The 24,885-nt window shown below is 44.7% G+C and carries 20 protein-coding genes; 7 read left to right on the forward strand and 13 right to left on the reverse strand.

The genetic code is table 11. The annotated features are described in order from the left end of the window. Positions 1-8: 8 nt before the first annotated feature. From lpoB to hinT, 4 genes are all read right to left on the reverse strand, one after another. Entirely contained in the window at positions 9-599 is a 591-nt protein-coding gene (gene lpoB / locus L1D31_RS11550; RefSeq protein ID WP_239837274.1) for a penicillin-binding protein activator LpoB, read from the reverse strand. Positions 600-672: 73 nt separating this feature from the next. Next, positions 673-1,062 (reverse strand): YcfL family protein, encoded by a 390-nt coding sequence (locus L1D31_RS11555; RefSeq protein WP_239837275.1) that lies wholly within the window; start codon positions 1,060-1,062, stop codon positions 673-675. After that, positions 1,059-2,453, reverse strand: coding sequence for a hypothetical protein (locus L1D31_RS11560; protein WP_239837276.1), 1,395 nt, complete (start codon positions 2,451-2,453; stop codon positions 1,059-1,061). The genes L1D31_RS11555 and L1D31_RS11560 overlap by 4 nt, the downstream gene beginning before the upstream one ends. Positions 2,454-2,559: 106 nt before the next feature. Continuing rightward, entirely contained in the window at positions 2,560-2,910 is a 351-nt protein-coding gene (gene hinT / locus L1D31_RS11565; protein ID WP_239837277.1) for a purine nucleoside phosphoramidase, read from the reverse strand. 224 nt (positions 2,911-3,134) lie between these two features. Between hinT and L1D31_RS11570 the strand changes: the two genes are divergently transcribed. Both L1D31_RS11570 and L1D31_RS11575 read left to right on the forward strand, forming a co-directional pair. Then, the gene (locus tag L1D31_RS11570; RefSeq protein WP_239837278.1) at positions 3,135-5,126 is read left to right on the forward strand and encodes a methyl-accepting chemotaxis protein; all 1,992 of its coding nucleotides are present in this window, start codon (positions 3,135-3,137) and stop codon (positions 5,124-5,126) included. Between the two features lie 147 nt (positions 5,127-5,273). Continuing rightward, complete coding sequence (locus tag L1D31_RS11575; protein ID WP_239837279.1) at positions 5,274-6,443, forward strand: DUF1887 family protein; 1,170 nt, start codon at positions 5,274-5,276, stop codon at positions 6,441-6,443. A gap of 75 nt (positions 6,444-6,518) precedes the next feature. Here L1D31_RS11575 and fadR read toward each other — a convergent pair whose 3' ends face one another. Beyond that, positions 6,519-7,358: a fatty acid metabolism transcriptional regulator FadR gene (fadR, locus tag L1D31_RS11580; protein ID WP_239837280.1), complete on the reverse strand. Its 840-nt coding sequence runs from the start codon at positions 7,356-7,358 to the stop codon at positions 6,519-6,521. A gap of 692 nt (positions 7,359-8,050) precedes the next feature. On the opposite strand from fadR, the gene nhaB reads away from it, so the two are divergent. Together nhaB and dsbB are read left to right on the forward strand one after the other, a co-directional pair. After that, positions 8,051-9,640: a Na(+)/H(+) antiporter NhaB gene (gene nhaB / locus L1D31_RS11585; protein ID WP_239837281.1), complete on the forward strand. Its 1,590-nt coding sequence runs from the start codon at positions 8,051-8,053 to the stop codon at positions 9,638-9,640. A gap of 93 nt (positions 9,641-9,733) precedes the next feature. Further along, the gene (dsbB, locus tag L1D31_RS11590; protein WP_239837282.1) at positions 9,734-10,255 is read left to right on the forward strand and encodes a disulfide bond formation protein DsbB; all 522 of its coding nucleotides are present in this window, start codon (positions 9,734-9,736) and stop codon (positions 10,253-10,255) included. A 175-nt stretch (positions 10,256-10,430) separates the two neighbouring features. Here dsbB and L1D31_RS11595 read toward each other — a convergent pair whose 3' ends face one another. Continuing rightward, entirely contained in the window at positions 10,431-13,340 is a 2,910-nt protein-coding gene (locus L1D31_RS11595; protein ID WP_239837379.1) for a DNA translocase FtsK 4TM domain-containing protein, read from the reverse strand. Positions 13,341-13,533: 193 nt separating this feature from the next. Next, complete coding sequence (gene lrp, locus L1D31_RS11600; protein ID WP_006959094.1) at positions 13,534-14,028, reverse strand: leucine-responsive transcriptional regulator Lrp; 495 nt, start codon at positions 14,026-14,028, stop codon at positions 13,534-13,536. A 174-nt stretch (positions 14,029-14,202) separates the two neighbouring features. Here lrp and ald point away from each other — a divergent pair, with 174 nt between their 5' ends. After that, complete coding sequence (gene ald, locus L1D31_RS11605) at positions 14,203-15,327, forward strand: alanine dehydrogenase (protein WP_239837283.1); 1,125 nt, start codon at positions 14,203-14,205, stop codon at positions 15,325-15,327. 111 nt (positions 15,328-15,438) lie between these two features. Here the strand turns inward: ald and yfbV are convergent, their stop codons facing one another. Beyond that, positions 15,439-15,891, reverse strand: a complete 453-nt coding sequence (yfbV, locus tag L1D31_RS11610) for a terminus macrodomain insulation protein YfbV (RefSeq protein ID WP_239837284.1) — start codon at positions 15,889-15,891, stop codon at positions 15,439-15,441. A gap of 345 nt (positions 15,892-16,236) precedes the next feature. Between yfbV and L1D31_RS11615 the strand changes: the two genes are divergently transcribed. Together L1D31_RS11615 and pta are read left to right on the forward strand one after the other, a co-directional pair. After that, positions 16,237-17,433, forward strand: a complete 1,197-nt coding sequence (locus L1D31_RS11615) for an acetate kinase (protein ID WP_239837285.1) — start codon at positions 16,237-16,239, stop codon at positions 17,431-17,433. A 118-nt stretch (positions 17,434-17,551) separates the two neighbouring features. Continuing rightward, the gene (gene pta / locus L1D31_RS11620) at positions 17,552-19,717 is read left to right on the forward strand and encodes a phosphate acetyltransferase (RefSeq protein ID WP_239837286.1); all 2,166 of its coding nucleotides are present in this window, start codon (positions 17,552-17,554) and stop codon (positions 19,715-19,717) included. Between the two features lie 100 nt (positions 19,718-19,817). Here pta and L1D31_RS11625 read toward each other — a convergent pair whose 3' ends face one another. From L1D31_RS11625 to oppB, 5 genes are all read right to left on the reverse strand, one after another. Beyond that, positions 19,818-20,762 carry a glutathione S-transferase family protein gene (locus L1D31_RS11625; RefSeq protein WP_239837287.1) on the reverse strand — a complete coding sequence of 315 codons (945 nt, stop codon included), beginning with the start codon at positions 20,760-20,762 and terminating at the stop codon, positions 19,818-19,820. Between the two features lie 158 nt (positions 20,763-20,920). Further along, positions 20,921-21,913 (reverse strand): murein tripeptide/oligopeptide ABC transporter ATP binding protein OppF, encoded by a 993-nt coding sequence (gene oppF / locus L1D31_RS11630; RefSeq protein ID WP_275666116.1) that lies wholly within the window; start codon positions 21,911-21,913, stop codon positions 20,921-20,923. Next, on the reverse strand, positions 21,910-22,881 hold the full coding sequence (locus tag L1D31_RS11635; protein ID WP_239837381.1) for an ABC transporter ATP-binding protein: 972 nt from the start codon (positions 22,879-22,881) through the stop codon (positions 21,910-21,912). The genes oppF and L1D31_RS11635 overlap by 4 nt, the downstream gene beginning before the upstream one ends. A gap of 50 nt (positions 22,882-22,931) precedes the next feature. Further along, on the reverse strand, positions 22,932-23,834 hold the full coding sequence (oppC, locus tag L1D31_RS11640; protein WP_239837288.1) for an oligopeptide ABC transporter permease OppC: 903 nt from the start codon (positions 23,832-23,834) through the stop codon (positions 22,932-22,934). Between the two features lie 14 nt (positions 23,835-23,848). Next, positions 23,849-24,769: an oligopeptide ABC transporter permease OppB gene (oppB, locus tag L1D31_RS11645; protein ID WP_239837289.1), complete on the reverse strand. Its 921-nt coding sequence runs from the start codon at positions 24,767-24,769 to the stop codon at positions 23,849-23,851. Positions 24,770-24,885: the final 116 nt, after the last annotated feature.

The raw sequence follows: 24,885 nt of genomic DNA on the forward strand, positions 1-24,885 counted from the left end.
TCTATCAATTAAAGCCCTAAGAAGCTCTTAGACTCTTGCTTACGAATTTCAGTCTCATCGGCCCACTCAATAAGACCTGTTTCAAGATCCATTAGACGCATGGTCATTTTGTAATAGACATCTTTATCGCTGCCACCTGCTTTAGCAATGCTCGACAGGTTGCCGTATAGCATGTATTGAGCCCCTACCATCTTACCAAACTGGATAGCTGTACTCTGGTTAACTAATTCGTCGTTGTTTTGGAAATTAAGCTGATCACGAACTGACTCAACTCGGTCCATATCAACAAAGCGGAATTTACCTGAGTTCAACAACTTAGTACTGATAGTATCGGTAATAGATTCAGTATCAATGTGTTCACTTGTTTTATTCTTGATGCGTTCGACAAAAACAATAGGACGAGAATCACGAGTGATCGCAGAAACAGAGCCAGACATCATCATGCTATCGACCATTTCACCTGCAATCTTTTGCAAATCGGTTGAGCCAAAATCGATTGTCGTGGTTTCCACCGCTTGTGCATCACCGTAGCTCACTTTATTAGAACAGCCGCCTAAAATGACAGCTAAGCCAAGTAATGCAATAACACTTTTTTTCATTCTTGGTTCCTCAAACTTTTATAGAATCTTATGTTATGAGTGTATGACTAAAGTTAATGAACTTTAGTTCGGTTTAGTGTTCATTTTCGCGAATCTGAACACGGAACTGAGTACCATTCGGATTCACTGAAACTTCAGAAATAGCAATGGTTTCCATGCCACGGACGATAGCCTGACGCCAAGGACCTAACTTGCTATTCACTTCTAGACCTTCATCGTCATACCAGTAAAAGCGATACTGAATATGTTGATCACCCTGGTATTGACTCGCTAAGCGGACAATCCCCCGAGCACGGCCATCAACTTGCGTTGTTGAGATATCTTCGATTTGCAGACGCCCTGCGAGGACGTTGTCACCAAATAAAACGGTTTGCGACTGACCATCAATCCGCAGCCCTGCTGTGTTACTAGAACAGCCAACCATCACCAAAGCAGCCATTACTGCAATAAGCCATTTTTTCATCGAATTTTTCCTAACTGTTTATGCCAAATTGTAGCACTGCCTCCCTGACGAGAAACCCAAACTAAAGCAGTACGACCTGCTTCAACATCAAACTGGTACTCCTGACCCGCAACATGAATCACCTGTTTTCCTGGCTTCACGACTGCACTGCTACTACGAATTTCTCCGGGTAACGTAATCCAACTGCGTGTATCCGGTTGCTCTGTCAATGTATTCCAAATATTGAGCAAGGCATTACCAAGTTCATCATCTTGGGCTGCACTCTTACGCAGCTCATCCTTGGCCCAAACCCGCAATGCCTGACGGATAATGATCATTGGCATTCGCTCAGACAAGTCTCTCTGCGCCATCAAGTTAACGTCTGTCAGCAAGTCACTACGCAGCTTATTATTATTGAGCTGTACTGGAGTAAACGACTGACTAACTGGCTGAGGGTAATAAGGTAATGCGATAGAGTACAACGCCCCATTGCCACGACCATCGTAAAGAGGTAAGGACTGCTTCCAGCCACGCATCGCCTCGACGATACCTTGCTCTTCTAAGACGATAACTCTTGCTTCGTCGTCACTTAAGTAACGGGCCTCTCCGTAATACTTCTCTAGCTGAACGAGGTCTTCATTCATACCTAGTCGCTTTGCAACTCGCTTAGCGCCATCAATGATCTCAGCATTATCTGGCATCACGGCTAATGCACGCCGATAATCCACATAGGCATCGTTTAAGGAGTTATCCGCTTCATAAAGCAAAGCCGATAAATACAACAGATAGCCATTTTGTACCGCCTGTAGGGTTTCACCCGCATCTGGGTAGCTCGATAAAATACTACCAAGGTTCGATGTTAATCCCTGAGCCTGTAGGTCCTGCTGGGCAGACTCTAGCTCTCTTTCTCTGTCCTTACGAGCTTGCTCCTGAACCTGATTTGCACGGCGCATTTCAATCAACGCACCTTCAAGGCTGTTGTTCTTGAGGTAATTCAAGCCCAAATAAAGGTGCAAAAAGCCCAGCTCGTAATCAGCCGATGTATATATGTCCAGATTATCGTTGACAGCCAAAGCACCAATACTTGTCGCCGTCCCTGTGACAGATATTGTTGCTTTATCCAGCTGAACTCGAACCGCTTGGTCACTCGCTTCAAATGCGGACTTACTGTCAGCGTACTGCTGATTAAGCAAGTAAACTCTGCCTCTCTCAAAGTTATCCAGAATATCGCCAGCAACATTTTCAGGTAAGGCTTCTTCAGCCTTTTGATATTGACCTGCTTTGACTGACTGATAGACCTCATCATTTTGTGCGCTGTAATGACTAAATAAGTTCCCAGCAGAAAAATTGGCACAGGCAGAAAGCGCAGCAAAGCTGAATATCACGAATGCGAGTCGAATGTGTTTACGCACTTCGTACTCCGAAATTAGTTATTAGATTTTCATCATCGTCGCGATTGGACAACGGCATTAATAAAAAGTTTGAATGAATGCCGCCATCCTTATAAGAAATATATCTTTAACTCATTAACATTGGCCCAAGTGGACGGCCACCAACCAAATGCATATGGATATGATAAACCTCTTGCCCACCATGAGAATTACAGTTCACGATTAAACGGTAACCGTCCTCATCAATGCCCTCTTCTTTAGCAAGCTTACGCGCGACAGTGAACATGCGCCCCATCGCGGCTTCATCCGCCTCTTCAATATCATTCGTTGTTGGGATCAATTTATTAGGGATGATCAAAATGTGACTTGGCGCACGAGGGTTGATGTCACGAAATGCGGTAACGAGGTCATCTTGGTAAACCACGTCGGCAGGGATTTCTTTGCGAATAATTTTACTGAAAATGGTTTCTTCAGCCATGAAGCACTCCATTAAGCGTTGTTATCGTTGATCGTTTCCATGGAGTATGCGCTAAGCTTGTCCAGATCACAATAAAAAACAGTGTTCACTTAACATATACACCGTACTGATAGTAGTAGATGGCTAAATTTGTATGATGCGTCATAAAATGCGCGTCTCACCCTCAATACAATACCTCTCTTTTTGTTAATTTTTTAAGACAAGTAAGTTTTAGGGAGAGATCTATGAGAGGCTCAGTGATCAAGCGTATGTACGCTGGGTTTGCATTGATCATCATAATGTTTGTTATTTCAACTATTATGACAATGCGAGGGATGCAACAAATTCACACCAACTTTGGCAGTGTTTCAAACACCGCTCTACCTTTAGTGTCACAATCTAACCAGACCAGCGTTTACCTACTCTCTGCCGACAAGCTTTTTAAGGACTTTTTGACAACGCAGAGCTCAAGTCGCATGGAGGAGATTCGCGGACAATTTGACCAAGCAAAACAACGCTATGGTCAAGCGCTTCTGGATTTAGCCAAAGCGAGTGATGGAAATACCGAACTACTGACCAGTATCGAACAGCTTAAAGAGATGGAGCAGCGATACTTCACCGAAGCCGACGACGCTATGAGTAACTATCGCGACATGTTTGTTGCTCAAGCCGAAGTACAGAAATCATCTCGCCGCTTCCAACGCCTACATTCTGAGCTCAGTGTGGGTATGAAAGAATATGTCGATGACCAAAGTAGTATTTCGGTTAAAGTGATGGCTAAAAGTTACTTTATCAAACTAAAAGATGCTGAGGTCATTACTTCTGATGCTCTGGCAAGCAATGATCTAGAATTCGTCAACAAGGCCGTAGCCAAAAACAAAAAGGCGGTCACCCACCTTAATTATGCCTACCGCGGTTTGACCGCTCAGATGCCAGAGATCAAGCAAGTTTTCGATGAGTCTGTTCAGCAGTTCACCACTGATATCGGAAAAAAAGGCGGCGTACTCGACCAGCATGCATCCTACCTTCAAGCGAAAGCAGCCCTTTACGCTAACATTGCTAACCTGACCTTAGAAGTCGATAATACAATGGCAGTCTTAACTTCCTTTGGTCAAGCAGCTCAGGACAGCCTTCACGCTTCTCTTGCAGAAGCCAGTGAGGTATATGATCAAGGTGTGATCAATTCTGTCGCACTGGGTGCTTTCGTCATAGCCCTTGCTATAGGTATTGGCTATCACATTGCCCATAGCGTACGGTCACCTCTGACTCGTATCCTCTCAACTCTAGAGAGTTTGACACAGGGTGATATGACTCAACGAATAGAGATACGCTACAACAACGAATTTAGCCGAGTCAGTGGACACATCAATTCTCTGGCGGATAACCTCCACGATATTTTGCAAAAGTTAAACAGTGCGTCAGACAACCTAACCAATACTGCCAGTGTGAACCAAGAAACCTCCTCTCAGGCACAATCGCAACTTAGTCAACAGCGCGAGCAAACTGCGAATGTTGCAACGGCAATGACTGAGATGGCTCACTCTGTTCAAGAGGTTGCTCAAAGTGCGCAAAGCTCTCAACAGATGGTCGAGCAAGTTGAAACCGCTTCAGAATCTGGTCGCCAGATAATGAACGACAACATTACAACGATTAACCAACTTGAAACACGCTTAACTCAATCCGTTGATGCCGTCAAAGATCTCCAATCGATGAGCAGTCAGATAGGCTCAATTTTAGATGTGATTCGCAATATCGCCGAGCAAACCAATTTGCTGGCATTAAATGCAGCCATCGAAGCTGCGCGAGCTGGTGAGCAAGGTCGTGGCTTTGCGGTCGTCGCGGACGAAGTTCGAGTACTAGCGCAACGTACGACGGAGTCCACATCAGAAATCGAAAACATGATCAGCAACCTACAAAATAGCTCCACCTCTGCCAACAAGGTCATTCAAAGTTGTATGGAGGATATGGATCAATCAGTAGCTCAGGCTTCCAATGCCAATAGTGCCATGGAAGAAATTCAAGCCCTGATCATAGAAATTAGCCAAATGAGTGGCCATATCTCCCAGGCTGCGGCAGAGCAAAGCGAAACAACTGGAGAAATTGCTCGCAACATTGATGAGATCAATCTAATTGCTGATTCTAGTTATCAAGCGATGGCGAAAATTGCGCAAACTAGCACCGACCTAACCCAGCTAGCTAACCAGCAAGGTGAATTAGTACACCGCTTTAAACTCTAGTTTTGTAAAGACAATGCAAATAATTCATCTCGGGCGGTTAATTTTATTAATCGCCCTTGTTTTTTATATGCGCTGTCGTTATATGGTTACTAAGGCTTGCCCACTTCTCACTTCACATTTTTTGCAAGCCAAGCATGAGGAAGGTTTATGGCAGTTCATGTTGGCATCATTGATCAGGACCCAATTCGTTTAGTCACACCATTATTGGATAACCGAACCGTCAGTGATCACATTGTTTTTATAGGCGTTAAAAGCCAGAAAGATATGTACCATCGTCTACATAGTGTTCTGGCCAAAAGAAACATCACATCAGAGTTTTTTGAGATTCCAAATGTGGCCAATACATCGCGAATAAAGCGTGCCGTCGGCATACTTGCCGATGACCTGAGTGTGCGTGGGGAGGATGTCAAACTTAATGCAAGTTGTGGCCTACGTCACCGCCTACTCTCGGTATACGAAGTATTTCGTACTTTCCATTGGCCTATTTTTGTCGTCGAGCCAAACAGTGATCGCCTTTGTTGGCTATACCCTGATGGAAAGGAAGACACTCAGGTAGAAGATCGTATTACTATTGACGACTATCTCACTGTATTTGGTGCCCGTGGCGAATTCAATCAGCAACAACTCCCTCCGCAGCTTGATCAGAAACTCTATGAACTCGGTGAACGCTGGGCCAGTAACGCTCTTGAACTAGGGCCTGGTTTAGCTACACTTAACTACCTCGCCACAACCTGCCGTAAAGAGCAAAAACTCGATGTGGCGCTGTCTGAAAAGCAGCAAAGCTATCGTGAGCTTAACATGCTGCTCAGTGACCTAGTAGAAGCTGAAATCGCCACTTATGAGAATGGGATCTTGACCTTCGCAGATGAAGATGCTCGACGTTTTTCTAACGGTGAATGGTTAGAAACTCTGGTTCATAGCACTGTACGTCAAATCCAAAAAGACATGCCTACCATTCAAGATCACTCACTCAACGTTCAAGTCTACCGTCAACTTGGAGACCGCGAAGTACGCAATGAATTAGACGTGGCTTCTGTAGCAAATAACAAACTTCATATCATTGAATGTAAAACGAAGGGAATGCGCGACGATGGTGACGACACCTTGTACAAACTGGAATCACTAAGGGATTTGCTTGGCGGTTTACAGGCTCGTGCTATGCTGGTTAGCTTCCGACCATTGCGCTACAACGATATCACTCGGGCTGAAGATTTGGGCTTGGCTTTGATCGGTCCTGATGAGCTCAAAGATCTCAAAACACACCTTACCAACTGGTTTAAAGAAGCCGGTGGCTACGACGACTGTGATGTCTGCTAACGTTGCGTTCAACCATAACTCTAAGAATACAAAAACCCGCCATGATAGCGGGTTTTCTTCATTTAGACTAAACGATTAGCAATCGTCTTCAGTGAAATTCGTCGGTAAAGACGTTTTCATCTCATTCCAAATCTGAGCACTTTCCATACCATAGTGGCGAACCACCACGATGATTTTGTCTCGGTTACCTGTCTCACAAACTTCTAGCAAGTCGCGGTAAAACTGTAGAGCCAAATTGCGCGCTTCTGGGTTAGAGAAATAGTAACTCCCTACGCGATCATAGAGCTTCTTAAGACCATTAAAGATCAAACCGTAGATTTGGTTACCTGAGTGAAAAGCCAAACGCTGGAACAACATATAGTCGTAATAATTAAAGGTCTTGGCGATCAAAGTAGCCTGACGCTTCGCTTCGTCTTTCTCACCATCATCTTTAATGTGCTGCTGAATTTTTTCAGCGTACGGAGAAGACGCCATAAAGGTATCCCAAGAATCCGCAGCTAACAAGCTTTCACAAGACTCAATGACACCGCTAATAGTACGCTCTGCACTTTCTTTATTCGCTTTGAACGCGTAACGCATAAAAATAGGGCTGATGTTAGTACGTGCCGCAAGCAAATCTTCAACAATAGATGTTGCGTTCTCTGCATCAAGAGTCATCAGAGTATCGAGGATATGCAACCCCGATGTTTCCATAAACTGGTTCACCTTAGTCGGTTTACCATGTTGAATGGTTAACCAACCGTCACGAGCTAAGCGCTGAAGCACTTCACGCAGTGTCGTTCTGGTTACCCCAATTAATTCAGAGAGCTCGCGTTCAGCGGGAAGAATAGAGCCTGGAGGGAAGCGCCCTTTCCAAATACTCTCAATGATGTATTTTTCTGCAAAACCTGCAGGGCTCTTTGCCTTAATGACCATTAACTTAACTATCCAATATTTTTATTTATAGGGTCGAATAGAACTCATCATACCACTAGTTCTCACGTATCGGAAACAAACCTACAGTAAACATGCACCAAACCAACAATGGAGTTAAAGCTCTAATTTAAGCTGATAGATTGCGTTATTATGTCTTTGAGTCAAAGCTGATTTATTTTAGATTTAATAAAAAGTTAATAGTTATTAGCCCTTATAGGTATTGACTTCTAATGCAAAAACTAATTTTTTATATTTGCAAGGTAACTGGCCCATTTCCATTCAATATAATGACATAATCTGTCTTATTCAGCCTTTTCATCCCTGAGCTGCCATGAATTGTTTTTTTTCACAACTCTCATCCCACTTTAACGCCACTCGGATCGCGTTTTTAAACAAAAGTCCACTGAGTATTTTATCAAGATAAACATTATTATTGACTAAATTAACTTGAGGAGTACAGTTGCGACCGAAGTAAGGAGTGCTTGTCTTTCTCAGGGAGTGACTTGGCAAGACCACATGACATATTTCTCTATGTTGTTTTTCTAAGTCACTGTTGAATCAGGTCTGTTTCAACATTTGTTTTGTCCGCTAAATGTTCACTTAATTGCGGTAGCTCAAGCCAAATTTTGTGCAGATATAGATACAAGCACACGCAGTGTCTATTCATTACAACATTTAAGAGTATTAGTATCATGCCGATGTCACTCGGGAATGCTTTCATTAAGAACTTCTTAGGCAAAGCTCCAGATTGGTATAAAGTTGCCATCATTTCATTTCTCATTATCAACCCCATTGTCTTTTTCTTAGTTGACCCATTTGTTGCTGGTTGGCTACTGGTTGCAGAGTTTATTTTTACGCTTGCGATGGCCCTAAAATGCTATCCTCTACAGCCTGGTGGCCTTCTCGCTATTGAAGCGATAGCAATTGGTATGACTAGCCCCGAGCAAGTAAAGCACGAATTAGTCGCCAATATTGAGGTTCTTTTACTGCTGGTCTTCATGGTTGCCGGCATCTACTTCATGAAGCAGCTCTTGCTGTTTATCTTTACCAAAATTCTTCTCGGCATTCGCTCTAAGAGCCTACTTTCAGTAGCATTTTGTTTCGCAGCGGCTTTCCTGTCTGCCTTCTTAGATGCGCTGACAGTCATCGCAGTTGTTATCAGCGTGGCAGTGGGCTTCTACGCTATTTATCACAAAGTTGCATCAGGAAAAGGCTCAACCGCCTCACACGACCACACTCAAGACGATCATCTTTCAGAGCTCACGCGTGATGACTTGGAAAACTATCGTGCATTTCTACGCTCATTATTGATGCATGCAGGTGTCGGTACTGCACTCGGTGGTGTAATGACCATGGTGGGTGAACCACAAAACTTAATTATTGCCGATCAAGCAGGTTGGCAGTTTGGCGAATTCATTATCCGCATGTTGCCAGTGACAGCTCCGGTTTTTGTTTGTGGCCTCATCACCTGTGTTCTTGTCGAAAAACTGAAAATTTGTGGTTACGGAGCTCAACTTCCTGATAATGTTCGTCAGATTCTGGTTGACTTCGATAATGCAGAGCGTAAGACACGTACCAAGCAAGATGTCGCCAAGCTATGGATCCAAGGTGCGATCGCAGTCTGGTTGATTGTAGGTCTGGCACTTCACCTGGCCGCCGTTGGTTTGATTGGTCTTTCAGTGATTATCTTAGCAACCGCATTCACGGGCGTGATTGAAGAGCACTCTTTGGGTAAGGCATTTGAAGAAGCCCTGCCATTTACCGCACTACTGGCTGTTTTCTTCTCTGTTGTTGCTGTTATTATCGACCAAGAACTGTTTAAGCCTGTTATCGATACGGTTCTTCATGTCGAAGATAAAGGTGCTCAGCTAGCTTTGTTCTACATTGCTAATGGTTTACTGTCTATGGTGTCTGATAATGTTTTCGTTGGTACGGTATACATCAATGAAGTCAAAACGGCTTTAGTCGAAGGTATCATCAGTCGTGACCAATTCGACTTACTTGCAGTCGCTATCAACACAGGCACTAACCTACCTTCAGTAGCAACACCAAACGGACAAGCTGCTTTCCTATTCCTACTGACATCAGCATTAGCACCTCTAATTCGCTTGTCGTACGGGCGAATGGTGATCATGGCTCTGCCTTATACCGTCGTTTTAGCATTGGTCGGTTTAGCCGGTATCATCTATCTTGTAGAGCCAATGACGGCATGGTTCTATGACGCAGGTTGGATTGCACAGCATACAGGTGAAGTTATCCAAGCAGTATCCGGTGGACATTAATCACTAAAAATCAAAACTTTTAGTTGAAGTCGAAACTTTTCCAAGATAAAAAGCTCTGATTAGTCAGAGCTTTTTTTATAACAGGACCACTCTGTGAACATTCTTTCTAACATCAAGCATTTTTCCCAAATACGCCTATCTTGGCTGCTATTACTTGCTTTTGTCGTTTTCTTTGAAGCAGCTGCCTTATATTTTCAACATGTTATGTTACTCGCACCTTGTGTGATGTGTATCTATGAGCGAGTTGCCATGCTGGGCGTTGGTGTAGCTGCTCTGATTGGTTTAGCCGCTCCGAACAATACAGCGATACGTTGGTTTGGTTTAGCGGCATGGGGTGCCAGCGCTTATAAAGGTTTAATATTGGCATTAGAGCACGTTAACTATCAGTTCAATCCGTCTCCCTTTGCCACCTGCGATTTATTCGTCACTTTCCCAGATTGGGCACCTCTTAACCAATGGGCACCTTGGATGTTTGAAGCCTTTGGAGACTGTAGCAAAGTCGTTTGGCAATTCCTGTCACTATCCATGCCACAATGGCTAGTTGTCATCTTTGCAGCAAATTTAGCGGCACTGGCTGTTATTGTTATTGCGCAGTTTGCAAAAGCTAGAAGCTAGAAGCTAGAAGCTAGAAGCTAGAAGCTAGAAGCTAGAAGCTAGAAGCTAGAAGCTAGAAGCTAGAAGCTAGAAGCTAGAAGCTAGAAGCTAGAAGCTAGAAGCTAGAAATTAAAAAAGGGTTGGCCCATATGGTCAACCCTTTCATTTTGATTTGTCATCCATTATTCAGATGGCATTAGTTCATCTCACGACCAGGTGCTGGAGCTAACACTTCTCTGTTACCATTGTGCCCCGGCGCACTCACAATGCCTTGAGCTTCCAGTTGTTCAACAATCCGTGCAGCACGGTTGTAACCGATCTTAAATCGTCGCTGAACTCCTGATACAGACCCTCGACGAGACTGAACGACATGCTCTACGACTTGATCGAACAACGGATCCATTTCTTCCTCACCTTCAGGTTTTTCTCCCGGTAACAATGCCTCTGGCCCTTGATCACCATTTGTGATCTCATCAATATAGTTTGGCTTGCCGCGCGCTTTCCAGTTATTTACCACAGCATGTACGTCATCATCCGATGCAAACGCACCGTGTACACGCACCGTATGACTAGAACCCGGAGGTAGATAAAGCATGTCACCCATACCTAATAGTGATTCAGCGCCACCTTGGTCAAGAATGGTTCTTGAGTCGGTTTTCGTCGATACCGTAAACGCCACTCGAGTTGGGATATTAGCTTTAATCAAACCGGTAATAACATCGACAGAAGGTCGTTGCGTCGCCAGTATCAAATGAATCCCTGCTGCTCGTGCTTTTTGAGCAAGTCGAGCAATCAGCTCCTCTACTTTCTTACCCACCACCATCATCAGATCAGCAAACTCATCGACAATGACGACTATGTATGGCAATTTCTCCAGCAATGGCGGAGTTTCATCCATACTGTCACCCGGTTGCCACAGTGGGTCGTGAATCGGGTGCCCAGCTTCTGCTGCCATCTTAAGCTTGTCATTAAAGCCTTTGATATTACGAACACCCAACGCGGACATCAGTTTGTATCGACGCTCCATTTCACCGACACACCAACGCAGCGCGTTCGATGCATCTTTCATATCCGTCACCACTTCAGAAAGTAAATGAGGAATACCTTCGTATACCGACAGCTCAAGCATTTTCGGATCAATCATGATAAAGCGAACATCTTCAGGCGTCGCTTTGTAAAGCATACTTAAAATCATGACATTCACACCAACCGATTTACCTGACCCCGTAGTACCTGCGACTAAAACGTGCGGCATCTTCGACAAGTCAGCAACGACTGCTTCGCCAGCAATATCCTGACCTAGTACTACGGTTGTCGGAGATTTAGCTTCAATAAAGTGCTGACTGCCAACAACATCTGAGAAATAGACTGTCTGACGGCTCATATTCGGTAACTCAAGGCCGACATAGGGTTTACCAGGTATCACTTCCACTACTCGGACAGCCATCGCTGACAATGAACGAGCCAAGTCCATCGAAAGGCCGGAAATACGGCTCACCTTCACTCCTGGCGCTAAATCTAGCTCGAATCGAGTAATCACCGGTCCAGGGAAAATATCAACGACTTCGGCTTTGATCTTATAATCAGCAAGCTTAGATTCAACTAAGCGAGCAATTTCTTCCAATGCTTCGCGATCGATGAAGTTTTCGCGCTTCTCTGGGTGATAAAGCAATTCCAATGTCGGCATTGGTTCTTTCGGTTTTGGTAGGTTCGCTTCTTTCTGGACGAGGAATGGATTCTGCTGCGCGGTGACTTTCGCTTGAGCATCAGCGACAATATTTTGGAACGCCTCTACATCTTCATCTTCGCCTTCTTCAGCTAATGCAGGATCCGAAGTATCATTATCCTCATCATCTGCCACATCAAATGTCGAAATCACTGGTTCCTGTTGGGTGCTTCCGGGCTCAACATGACTTGAAATGCGCTCAAGCTCGGTAGGATCAATAACTGGTTCAACAATCTCATGCTCTTCATGACCCTCTTCACTATTCCACGGCATCTCGTTAACGGAACCATCAACAGTTTTTGGCTTTTCAGCCATAACGGGTACTTCCTCAGTTTCCACGACATGGGTAGCTTCTGAGGTAGTGGCTTGCTCTTGAATGGCAAAGTCATCCTCACTTTGAGCAACCGCCTCTAGCTCTTCGATTGTCGAACCCAATTGCTTAGTACGTTCCTCTTGAGACACTTCATCATAAAAGTCAGCTCGCTCTGGATGAGCAACTTCAGGATCCGGCTCAGTAATTTGCTCTGAGGCTTGAGGTTCAACCACTGCGCTATCGGCAATAGGAACATTGACTACTGATTCTTTATGAACTTCAGGCATGTGGATATTGAATCGACGTGGTGCTTTATCAGGTTCCCTTGTGGAGAAGACGTCTTCTTGCTCTACAGCATCATTAACCTGAGGAGCTTCTTCTCGAGGCATCGCAAGCTGGGGCTCAAGAATTTCTTCCTTTTCACCCCGAACTCTATTAACCAGACTCGTCAGCGCTTGGATTGCCACTTCCCCAATTCGATCCACAATAGTGAGCCAAGAGATCCCAGTTAACAAAGTAAAACCAGCGCCCCATAAAAATAGGAACACTAGTGTTGTACCTAAAATATTGAGAGTTGGCAGCGCAAGGCTAGTTAAAACATCACCAACAACACCGCCAGACGAGAAATACCAAATATCATCGAAGTTAATATCTGCAAGACCACAGCTCGTCAGGATAAGTATCGTTAAACCTAGAAGACGTGTGCCCCATAGCATCAAATCAATAGATTCATTTTCATCACGCTTTCTGAGCATCACCCAAGCTGTAACGGTAATGACCACAGGGATGGGATAGGCAAGGGAGCCAAACGTGAAAAACAGAGTATCGGCAATCCATGCACCGACAAGACCGCCTGCATTGTTAATGTCTCCTCCCCAAGCCGTTTGCGACCAAGAAGGATCAGCAGGGTTGAAGGTGAATAATGCGACTGACAATAATATAGAAGACAGTACAATCACAATAAGACTGCACTCTTTAAGGCGTTGAGGCCCATCAAGACGAGAGGACTGAGGCTCTTCTCCAGTTTTGATTATTGTTTCAACTTTATTTTTGTTCTCTTTGAACATAACCAACTTAATCAACTGCGTGATACTGATTCCAAGCAAGACGTTCATACGATGTAACATCCATCCGGCTAATCAGTAAGGAAAAAAATAGTCCGAGCAGCTATGCCACTCGGACTATCGATTTAACCATATTGGGACTTAAAACCCAATTACCTTAAGTCAGAATATCGAAAGGTATTTGCTCTAATAAAGATTAGCGCGTTTTGATAACTAACTGGTTTGTCTGCTTCACTTCTTCCATCACAACATACGTACGTGTGTCGTTAACACCAGGAAGACGTAAAAGCGTATCGCCAAGGAGCTTGCGATATGCACTCATGTCCGACACTCGCGTTTTCAACAGATAGTCAAAGTCACCTGATACAAGGTGACACTCCTGAATATCGTCGAGCTTCTGCACCGCTGCATTAAATTGTTCAAACACATCTGGTGCACCACGGTTTAGTGTGATTTCGACGAAAACCAAAAGTGATGCATCAAGGAACTGCGGGTTTAACAAAGCTGTATAGCCCGTAATGTACCCTTGACGCTCCAGACGACGAACACGCTCTAAACATGGCGTTGGCGAAAGGCCAACTCGTTTAGACAGTTCAACGTTTGAAATACGACCGTCTTTCTGCAGTTCGTTTAGAATGTTGCGATCGATACGGTCTAGATCCTTAGACGGCTTCTTATTGTTGTCTGCCATTTTTTATTCCACCTTATTACTTCCTTGCAAAAAAATATACTACAACTTTTTAATATTCAGTATCAAATTTTATTGTAACCCAACTATACTAGTTGTTAATTCGACAGAATTACCCTACATGCAGTTAATGCAACTAATATAGTTTATACAACCAAAATAAAATGAGGATTCAGGATGATTATTGGCGTACCTAAGGAAATCAAAAACCACGAGTACCGTGTTGGTATGATCCCAGCGAGCGTTCGCGAGCTAGTCTCTCAAGGTCACCAAGTTTTTGTAGAAACCAAAGCCGGTTCTGGCATCGGTTTTTCAGACGATGATTACATCGCTGTAGGCGCATCCATTCTTCCTACCGCTGCTGACGTTTTCGCGAAAGCAGAAATGATTGTAAAGGTTAAAGAACCTCAAGCTGTTGAGCGAGCTATGCTTCGTGAAGGGCAAATATTATTTACTTATTTGCACCTAGCACCAGATTTTCCACAAACTGAAGAGCTAATCAAGAGCAAAGCTGTCTGTATAGCCTATGAGACTGTAACAGATAATATGGGTCGCTTGCCACTACTTGCTCCAATGTCTGAGGTAGCAGGTCGCATGTCTATTCAAGCAGGCGCACAAACTTTAGAGAAATCTCACGGTGGACGCGGCCTTCTTCTAGGTGGTGTTCCAGGTGTTGAGCCAGCGAAAGTAGTGGTTGTAGGTGGAGGTGTCGTTGGTGCTAACGCCGCTCGTATGGCTGTTGGCCTGCGTGCAGACGTAACAATCTTAGACCGCAACGTAGACACCCTACGTCGTCTTGACGAAGAGTTCCAAGGTCGCGCAAAAGTGGTTTACTCTACAGAAGATGCTATTGAGAAGCATGTTCTAGAAGCAGACCTAGTCATCGGCGCAGTTCTAATTCCAGGCGCTGCTGCTCCTAAACTAGTGACTAAAGAGCACATCGCTAAGATGAAGCCAGGCGCAGCAGTTGTTGACGTTGCAATCGACCAAGGCGGTTGTTTCGAAACTTCACATGCGACAACACACGCAGACCCGACTTACATTGTTGATGACGTAGTTCACTACTGTGTAGCGAACATGCCAGGTGCCGTTGCTCGTACTTCAACTTTCGCTCTAAACAACGCAACTCTGCCTTACATTGTTAAGCTAGCGAACAAAGGCTACCGTGAAGCACTTCTTGAAGACAAAGGCTTCCTAGAAGGTCTAAACGTTATTCACGGTAAAGTAACGTGTAAAGAAGTAGCAGAAAGCTTCGATCTAGAATACGTTGAACCAGCTAACGCTATCGCTATGTTCAACTAATATTGAATAGCAATAACTAAAAAAACGCTCACCTCGGTGAGCGTTTTTTTGTTTGAAATAAGAAATTTAGCTAGGCTGTGTATCACTTTCACGTAGTGGTACGGCTTTGATTTAGAACCAACGCTCCAAAGCATTTTTATCTAGCTGTCGAAAGGCGCGATTTAAGATGTGAGCGAGTTCTTTATAACGAGGTCGGCTTTTCATTGGTTCAAGCGCAAAACCACTCTCTACTATCTTCTGATGAATTTCCCGATACCAACCTGCCAGCGCAGGAGGAAGCTGAGTATTTGCACGACTACCAAGCCACCACATCCCCTGAACCGGTAAACTAAGAGCAAACAACGCCATGATGACAGCCTGTGGCATTGCCGAGTAATTATTGAAGGCCATTTGAGTGAGAACACTGATCGCTGCGATTGCGGGCATCACTTTCACCCCAAACTTGGTGGCTTTGATGATGCGCTGTTCTGGAAACAGTAAATTGAGTTCCTTACGCATAGGCCAAGTATCCATGTACTTCTGCCCGTCACGTAGGTTATTAACTAAACCGGCTTTATTACTCATAGGACTCTCTCACTTCAGTATTGGGCCCAAACTAAAATTCAGTTGAAAGATTCAACTTTCAGCGTAAAAAATTGATGAAAGTTAATATTCTTTCAAATTTTTTTGTTATTATTGGCTATTATCGTTATCCTTTGCAGGCCCACAATCTCATTGTTGCCGTTATTTACAATTTAAGCAACTCTCGGGACCTTTCTGCAGCGGATGCAAGAGCAGTGTTCGGGAATCACTGCTGTCTTTTATACGGAATTCGACGTTTTTTTGACCAAGATTAGTACGCAGCCTTTCTCGCTTCGTCTATTCTTGTGATTAATTTTTATCCTAACTGATTATTACAGGTAGTCACTCATGTCAAAGCTAGTTTTAGTTTTAAACTGCGGTAGTTCTTCTCTTAAATTCGCGATTGTCGATGCAGAAAACGGCAACGAGCACCTAACAGGTCTGGCTGAATGTCTTCACCTTCCTGAAGCACGTATCAAATGGAAACTGGACGGTAAGCACGAAGCACAATTAGGTGAAGGCGCAGCACACGATGAAGCGCTTTCTTTCATCGTTGAAACTATTCTTGCTTCTAAGCCAGAACTTGCCGAGCAACTTAAAGCAGTGGGCCACCGTGTTGTACACGGCGGTGAGAAATTCACTCAATCTGCTCTTATCACTGATGACGTTCTTAAAGGTATCGAAGACTGTGCAACACTAGCACCTCTGCATAACCCAGCGGCTATCATCGGTATCAAAGCCGCTCAAAAAGCATTCCCTAGCCTGCCAATGTCAGCGGTATTCGATACGGCTTTCCACCAGTCTATGCCAGAAGAAGCGTACCTATACGCACTTCCATACAACCTGTACAAAGAGCACGGTATCCGTCGCTACGGTATGCACGGTACTTCTCACCTATTCATCGCTCGCGAAGCAGCTGAGCGTTTAGGTAAGCCTGCAAATGAACTAAACATCATCAACTGTCACCTAGGTAACGGTGCATCTGTTTGTGCAATCAAAAACGGTAAATCAGTTGATACTTCAATGGGTCTAACTCCACTTGAAGGCCTAGTAATGGGTACGCGTTGTGGTGATATTGACCCTGCGATCATCTTCCACCTACACGACGCACTTGGTTACTCTGTAGAGCAAATCAACACTATGCTAACTAAAGAGTCTGGCCTGCAAGGTCTGACCGAAGTGACTTCTGATTGTCGTTTCGTTGAAGACAACTACGGTGAGAAAGAAGAAGCAACTCGCGCGATGGACGTATTCTGCCACCGCCTAGCGAAATACGTGGCTGGTTACACTGCGACTCTAGAAGGTCGTCTAGACGCGATCGTATTCACAGGCGGTATTGGTGAAAACTCTGGCCCAATTCGCGAGATGGTTCTAAATCGCCTAGGCGTATTCGGTATTGAAGTAGATGGTGAAGCTAACCTGAAAGCACGTTTCGGTGGAGAAGGTACTATCACTACAGCCGAAAGCCGCATCCCAGCGATGGTTATCTCAACTAACGAAGAGCTTGTCATTGCGGAAGACACTGCACGTTTAGCAGGTCTTTAATTGACTTCACCGGCTGACTGAAAAGTCAGCCGGTTTTCTTACTAAGGGGCGTAACTCCTATTCCACTCTAGGAATACGAAGTTGGGCTTTATCTAAAATAGCTAAAGGTACTCTACGAATGTCTCGTACTATTATGCTTATCCCTGCCAGCGCTGGTGTTGGTCTTACTAGCGTAAGCATGGGTGTTCTTCGCGCTATGGAGCGCAAAGGCGTTAAAGTTTCTTTCTACAAGCCGATTTGTCAACCACGCTCTGGTGGTGATCAACCGGATCTCACTTCCACTATCGTTGGCCATAACAGCGATGTGAAGATCGGTGAGCCAATGGCGATGTCTGTTGCTGAGAGCCTTATCGGTAACGACAGCATGGATGAGCTGCTAGAAACGGTTGTAGAACGTTATAACCAGATCAACAAAGACGCAGACGTTACGCTGATCGAAGGTCTAGTTCCAACTCGCAAGCACCCATTTGCTAACCAAGTGAATGCAGAAATTGCTGCAACACTTGGGGCAGAAATCGTTCTTGTCGCAACACCTGGTACAGATAACCCAGCACAGCTGAAAGAGCGTATCGAAGTCGCTTGTTCTAACTTCGGCGGTACTAAGAATAAAAATATCTCTGGTGTTATCATCAACAAGCTTAATGCGCCTGTTGATGAAGCAGGCCGTACTCGCCCTGACCTATCTGAAATTTTTGACGATGCAGATAGCGCGAAGCAGAACGAAATGAAAGTAATGGAGATCTTTAACACATCTCCAATTCGTGTTCTTGGCTGTGTGCCGTGGAGCATCGACTTGATTGCAACTCGTGCAATCGACATGGCGAAGCACCTGAATGCGGAAATCATCAATGAAGGCGACATCAATACTCGCCGTATCAAGAGCATCACTTTCTGTGCACGTTCTTTGCCAAACATGATCGAGCACTTTAGACCGGGCTCACTACTTGTCACTTCCGCAGATCGTCCAGACGTTATTGTAGCTGCAGCGCTATCAGCAATGAACGGCGTTGAAATCGGTGCAGTTCTTCTCACTGGCGGTTATGACATTCCACAAGAGATCGTTGGCCTATGTCAGCCAGCATTCGATTCTGGCTTGCCTATCTTTAAGGCACAAGGAAACACATGGCAGACGTCTCTAAACCTACAGAGCTTCTCTATTGAGGTTCCTGCAGACGATAAAGAGCGTATCGAGTTTATCAACGAACACGTTGCGGGCCACATCGATGGCAACTGGATTGAGTCTATGACGGAGGGCACTCAAAAGTCTCGCCGTCTGAGCCCACCAGCATTCCGCTACCAGCTTACTGAATTTGCACGCCGTGCAGGTAAGCGTATTGTTCTTCCCGAAGGAGATGAACCACGTACAGTTAAAGCGGCAGCCATCTGTGCTGAGCGCGGCATTGCAGAGTGTGTACTTCTTGGCAACCCAGAAGAAATCAAGCGCGTTGCTGCGCAGCAAGGCGTTGAACTCGGTACTGGCGTTACCATTATCAACTCTGATGAAGTACGTGAGAACTACGTAGCACGTCTGGTTGAGCTACGTGGTCACAAAGGTATGACGGAAGTTGTTGCCCGTGAGAAGCTACAAGACTCCGTATTCCTTGGTACCATGATGCTTGAGAACGACGAAGTAGACGGTCTTGTTTCTGGTGCAGTTCACACCACAGCAAACACGATTGTTCCTCCGTTCCAAATCATTAAGACAGCACCAGATGCGTCTATCGTGTCTTCTGTATTCTTTATGCTACTACCTGATCAGGTATTGGTTTACGGTGACTGTGCGATCAACCCAGATCCAACAGCAGAACAACTAGCTGAAATCGCTATCCAATCTGCGGACTCTGCGGCGGCATTCGGTATCGACCCACGCGTGGCAATGATCTCATACTCGACTGGCGAATCAGGTAAAGGGGCAGACGTAGATAAAGTACGTGAAGCGACTAAAATTGCTCAAGAGAAGCGTCCTGACTTAGTTATCGACGGTCCTCTACAGTATGACGCGGCTATCATGGAAAACGTTGCTGCTTCTAAAGCACCTAACTCTCCAGTAGCCGGTAAGGCAACGGTATTCGTATTCCCAGACCTAAACACGGGTAACACGACATACAAAGCGGTACAGCGCTCAGCCGACCTTGTATCTATCGGCCCAATGCTGCAAGGCATGCGTAAGCCTGTAAACGATTTGTCTCGTGGCGCACTCGTTGACGATATTGTTTACACCATCGCACTCACAGCGATTCAGGCCGATCAAGCCGCACAAGCAGAAGAAAAAGTGGTTAACTGATAATCCCTTTAAACGAATCAAGCCCTCTAAGTTTTAGAGGGCTTTTTAGGTTCATTATTTCTCTTAAACACACTCTGCTTACTTATACCTCAATCGAACTCTAGAGGCTTTCACGCCCATGAGCAGATTCTAGATCAAGTTCAGGACCTTTCGGGACTACCTGTGTTGGGTTAATGCCTGTGTGACTGAAGTAATAGTGACGCTTGATATGGTAGAAATCTGTCGTATCGGCGATGCCTTCAATTTGATACAGCTCTTTCATATAACCATACAGATTTGAGTAGTCCGAAATGCGCTGTTTGTTACATTTAAAATGGCCAACATAAACGGCATCAAACCGAATCAATGTCGTAAACAATCGCCAATCGGCTTCCGTTATCTGGCTACCCGCAAGATAGCGATGCGTCGCAAGATGAGTATCAATACGATCAAGCGCATCAAATAAGCTATCGTAAGCTTCTTCATATGCATCTTGAGTCGTCGCAAAACCACAGCGATATACGCCATTATTCACATTAGGATAAATATAGTTATTCCACTCATCGATTAAAGCGCTCAAATCACTTGGATAATAGTCATCATAATTACCAGTAAGCTCGTTAAACTCAGAGTTAAACATGCGAATGATTTCTGAGGATTCATTACTCACGATGGTATTATGTTTCTTATCCCATAGCACAGGCACCGTCACTCTGCCTGTGTAGTTTGGTTTTGCTTGTGTGTAAATTTGGTGCATGCGCGTATGGCCGAATAAAGGTTCAGGCAAACCCAGCTGCCACCCCTCCCCCATCATATCTGGACATACCACAGTCACATCAATATGCGCTTCTAGCTGTTTCAACTTTCTGAATATCAGGGTGCGATGAGCCCATGGACAAGCTAGAGAAACATACAAATGATAGCGGCCAGATTCAGGCTGAAACTTCGCATTAGCTTTGTTTTCTACCCAATCTCGGAAACCCGCATCTTCGCGAATAAACTCACCTCCGCTGGTTTTCGTATCGTACCAAACATCATGCCATTTACCTTCAACTAACTTACCCATATCACACTCTCAACTGGTTCATATTTATGAGCTAAGTATAGAAAAAGCCAACGTACTCTAAAGCAGAATAAGTTGGCTTTGTTGTTCGAATTATTTGAAGTAAAAAAAGCGCGACCCCCGAAGGATGCCGCGCTTAAGCCCGTCACAGGCTGAATCGATTAGACACTAACATGTAGGCAAGATACGGCATGTACATCATTACCCTGAATCGACGGTTTGGTGTTAGCGCACGCTTCCGTTGCTTGCGGGCAACGAGTACGGAATACGCACCCCGAGGGAGGACTGATTGGTGATGGAAGATCGCCCTCTAACATCTCAATATGCTTGTCGCGCTCAAGCTTTGGATCAGGAATTGGTACTGCAGACATCAGCGCGCGAGTGTACGGGTGCTTTGGATCGGCAAACAATGCTTCAGCTTCACCAAGCTCAACCGTATTGCCTAGGTACATCACTAACACTCGGTCCGAAATATGTTTAACTACCGATAAATCATGCGCGATAAATACCAATGACAATCCAAGTTCTTTCTGTAACTCTTTAAGTAGGTTTACAACCTGAGCTTGAATAGATACATCAAGTGCCGATACTGGTTCATCGCAAATAATCATCTTAGGTCTCAAGATAAGCGCTCGAGCGATACCAATACGCTGGCACTGCCCCCCAGAGAATTCATGCGGATAGCGGTTAATCACGTTTGGCAGGAGGCCTACTTTCGCCATCATCTCTTTGACGCGATCTTTTACTTCCTGCTTTGATAGCTCAGGGTAAAAAGTTTCAAGAGGTTCAGCAATAATGTCGCCCACTGTCATACGCGGATTTAGCGATGCCAAAGGATCTTGGAAAATCATTTGGATATCTTTACGTGTTTCACGTCGCTGAACGTCTTGCATCTTGGTTAGGTCTTGCCCTAGCCAAACGACTTCACCGTCCGTTGCTTCAACAAGGCCAATAATTGCTCGAGCAAATGTCGACTTACCGCAGCCTGACTCACCGACGACACCTAGTGTCTCACCTTCATAAAGGCGTACGTTAACACCGTCGACGGCTTTCAGATTCGAAGGCTTAGACCATGGCCATGCCGATTTAGACGCGATGCTAAAGTGAACTTTAAGATCGGATACATCCAGAATTAATTTTTTATCTGCACTCATTTTTCCCAAGCCTCCCATTCTGAAAAACATGCACGCTGACGACCATCTCCAAATGGCGTTAAGATTGGCGCTTCACGCTTACAATGATCCATCACACGATGACAACGCTCTTGGTAAGGGCAGCCTTGTGGTAAACGAAGTAAGTTAGGCGGGTTACCCGGAATTGTAGGTAGAATTTCACCTTCTGTATCCAGACGAGGAATCGCTTTTAGCAGACCTTCAGCATAAGGATGGCTAGGATTATAGAAAATTTCATCGACAGTACCGTACTCCATTGTACGGCCCGCATACATAACCAATACTTTGTCACAAGAACCCGCAACAACACCCAGATCGTGAGTGATCATGATGATAGCGGTATTGAACTCATGTTTGAGTTCATTAAGTAGCTCCATAATCTGCGCTTGAACCGTCACATCTAGTGCCGTTGTTGGTTCGTCGGCAATCAGCAGTTTAGGACGACACAATAGTGCCATCGCGATCATCACACGCTGACGCATGCCGCCTGAAAACTCATGCGGGTACATAGTGATACGCTTACGTGCTTCCGGAATCTTCACGGCTTCAAGCATGCGTACTGATTCTTCGAATGCTTCAGCTTTGCCCATACCTTTATGAAGCATCAGTACTTCCATCAACTGATCGCTGACTTTCATGTATGGGTTCAAAGACGTCATCGGGTCTTGGAAGATCATCGCGATCTGTTCGGCACGTACTTTGTTGAGTGCTTTTTCTGGAAGGTTAAGAATCTCTTTACCTTCAAATTTCGCGCTACCTGAGATGATGCCGTTTTTAGCAAGTAATCCCATAATAGCGAATACAGTCTGTGATTTACCTGAACCAGACTCCCCTACAATACCTAGGGTCTCACCTTGATTCAGAGAGAAATTCAAATCGTTTACTGCGGTTACAATACCATCTTGAGTGGTAAATTCGACACGCAGATCTTTGACATCTAATAAGCTCATCATTGCTTCCTTAATCTTTTATAGCTTTTGTTTTTATTTGCTATTCAGTTTTATCTGTCCTTAGGATCCAGCGCGTCGCGCAGACCGTCACCAACGTAGTTGAAGCAGAATAGAGTCACAACCATAAATGCAGCAGGAAATGCGAGCTGCCAGATTGCTACTTCCATTGTCTGAGCACCTTCTTGAAGAAGGGCACCCCAACTTGTCATTGGCTCCTGAACACCAAGACCAAGGAATGAAAGGAATGATTCAGTCAAAATCATGCTAGGGACAAGCAAAGTCGAATAGACGGCTACGATACCCAAAACATTTGGCACAATATGGCGAGTGATGATTTTCCACTTACTCACACCACACACATGTGCCGCTTCAATAAACTCTTTGCTGCGTAAGCTCAGAGTTTGACCACGAACAATACGCGCCATATCTAACCAAGCAATTGCACCAATCGCAACGAAGATAAGAATGATGTTACGACCGAAGAAGGTCACCAGTACAATGACGAGGAACATAAATGGAATCGCGTAAAGGATTTCCAAGATACGCATCATAATTCGGTCTGTCTTACCACCAATAAATCCTGAAGCCGCACCGTAAAGCGTACCGATCAATACCGCGACTAACGCACCCATTACACCGACCATCAATGAAATCCGGCCACCCACCAAGGTACGAACATAAAGGTCTCGTCCTAAACTGTCGGTACCAAACCAGTGCTCCATCGAAGGGCCTGCGTGCATTGCATACCAATCAGTATCTTCGTAAGTGTAAGGTGCTAGCATTGGCAGGAATATCACCGCCAAAGTGATGAGTAGAAGAACGAACAAGCTCACCATCGCTGCTTTATTACGCATAAAGCGAATGCGAGCGTCTTGCCATAAACTGCGACCTTCAATTTCTAAGTTCTCTGAAAACTTTTCGATCGCTTCTAAATTCTCTTTTTTCGTTAACATAATGTGACTCCAATTTAGTAGCGAATTTTTGGATCAATATACGCAAGTAAAATATCGACTACTGCGTTAAATAGGATGAATAAGAAACCAATAAGAATGGTTACACCCATAACCAAAGAGTAATCGCGGTTAAATGCAGCGTTAACGAATAGCTTTCCGATTCCCGGTAAGCCAAAAATAGTTTCAATGACGACAGAACCCGTAATGATACCCACAAATGCAGGTCCCATATAAGATACGACAGGCAACAAAGCTGGCTTTAGAGCATGCTTAATTACGATGTATGTATAACTGAGACCTTTAGCTCGTGCTGTACGAATAAAGTTACTGTTTAAGGTTTCAATCATCGAACCACGAGTGATACGAGCAAAAGTAGCAACGTATAACAGCGACATGCCGACAACCGGTAATGCCATGTATTTAAACGAACCATCTTGCCAGCCCCCAGCAGGGAACCAACCTAAGTTAATCGAGAAAATATAGATGAGTACTGGCGCCAACACGAAGGAAGGCATCACGACCCCGAGCATCGCGGTCGCCATTATAGAATAGTCAAGCCACGTGTTTTGCCGCAGTGCAGCTATAGTTCCTACTGATACACCCAATATGACGGTAAAGATAAAAGCAGCGAAGCCAACTTTAGCAGAGACGGGCAAAGCATCTGATATAAGCTCATTTACTGTAAAGTCTTTATATTTGAATGACGGCCCGAAATCACCAGAAATGATATTTGTTAGGTACGTCGTATATTGCTCGAATACAGGCTTATCCAGGCCGTATTTAGCGTTGATATTAGCCATAACCTCTGGTGGAAGCGGACGCTCACTAGAGAATGGATTACCTGGCGCAAAGCGCATAAGAAAGAAAGATACTGTGATCAATACCAACATAGTTGGGATCGCTTCAAATATCCTTTTCGCGATGAATTTAAGCATAAACTCACTCTTTCAGTCTGTGACGGTTAAAACAAAAGGTAACAATCCAAACCATTCCATAAGTTTGGACTGAAATAAGGCGCTACATGTGAGTTCTCACATGTAGTGCCAAATTT

It is taken from the genome of Vibrio sp. Isolate23, assembly GCF_022398095.1.
Taxonomy (GTDB): domain Bacteria; phylum Pseudomonadota; class Gammaproteobacteria; order Enterobacterales; family Vibrionaceae; genus Vibrio; species Vibrio coralliilyticus_A.

Bases quoted from the DNA above. Each gene is read 5' to 3' on its own strand.
- lpoB (WP_239837274.1), bottom strand. From the start codon at position 599: ATGAAAAAAAGTGTTATTGCATTACTTGGCTTAGCTGTCATTTTAGGC.
- L1D31_RS11555 (WP_239837275.1), bottom strand. From the start codon at position 1,062: ATGAAAAAATGGCTTATTGCAGTAATGGCTGCTTTGGTGATGGTTGGC.
- hinT (WP_239837277.1), bottom strand. From the start codon at position 2,910: ATGGCTGAAGAAACCATTTTCAGTAAAATTATTCGCAAAGAAATCCCT.
- L1D31_RS11570 (WP_239837278.1), top strand. From the start codon at position 3,135: ATGAGAGGCTCAGTGATCAAGCGTATGTACGCTGGGTTTGCATTGATC.
- L1D31_RS11575 (WP_239837279.1), top strand. From the start codon at position 5,274: ATGGCAGTTCATGTTGGCATCATTGATCAGGACCCAATTCGTTTAGTC.
- fadR (WP_239837280.1), bottom strand. From the start codon at position 7,358: ATGGTCATTAAGGCAAAGAGCCCTGCAGGTTTTGCAGAAAAATACATC.
- nhaB (WP_239837281.1), top strand. From the start codon at position 8,051: ATGCCGATGTCACTCGGGAATGCTTTCATTAAGAACTTCTTAGGCAAA.
- L1D31_RS11595 (WP_239837379.1), bottom strand. From the start codon at position 13,340: ATGTTCAAAGAGAACAAAAATAAAGTTGAAACAATAATCAAAACTGGA.
- lrp (WP_006959094.1), bottom strand. From the start codon at position 14,028: ATGGCAGACAACAATAAGAAGCCGTCTAAGGATCTAGACCGTATCGAT.
- ald (WP_239837283.1), top strand. From the start codon at position 14,203: ATGATTATTGGCGTACCTAAGGAAATCAAAAACCACGAGTACCGTGTT.
- yfbV (WP_239837284.1), bottom strand. From the start codon at position 15,891: ATGAGTAATAAAGCCGGTTTAGTTAATAACCTACGTGACGGGCAGAAG.
- L1D31_RS11615 (WP_239837285.1), top strand. From the start codon at position 16,237: ATGTCAAAGCTAGTTTTAGTTTTAAACTGCGGTAGTTCTTCTCTTAAA.
- pta (WP_239837286.1), top strand. From the start codon at position 17,552: ATGTCTCGTACTATTATGCTTATCCCTGCCAGCGCTGGTGTTGGTCTT.
- L1D31_RS11625 (WP_239837287.1), bottom strand. From the start codon at position 20,762: ATGGGTAAGTTAGTTGAAGGTAAATGGCATGATGTTTGGTACGATACG.
- oppF (WP_275666116.1), bottom strand. From the start codon at position 21,913: ATGAGTGCAGATAAAAAATTAATTCTGGATGTATCCGATCTTAAAGTT.
- L1D31_RS11635 (WP_239837381.1), bottom strand. From the start codon at position 22,881: ATGAGCTTATTAGATGTCAAAGATCTGCGTGTCGAATTTACCACTCAA.
- oppC (WP_239837288.1), bottom strand. From the start codon at position 23,834: ATGTTAACGAAAAAAGAGAATTTAGAAGCGATCGAAAAGTTTTCAGAG.
- oppB (WP_239837289.1), bottom strand. From the start codon at position 24,769: ATGCTTAAATTCATCGCGAAAAGGATATTTGAAGCGATCCCAACTATG.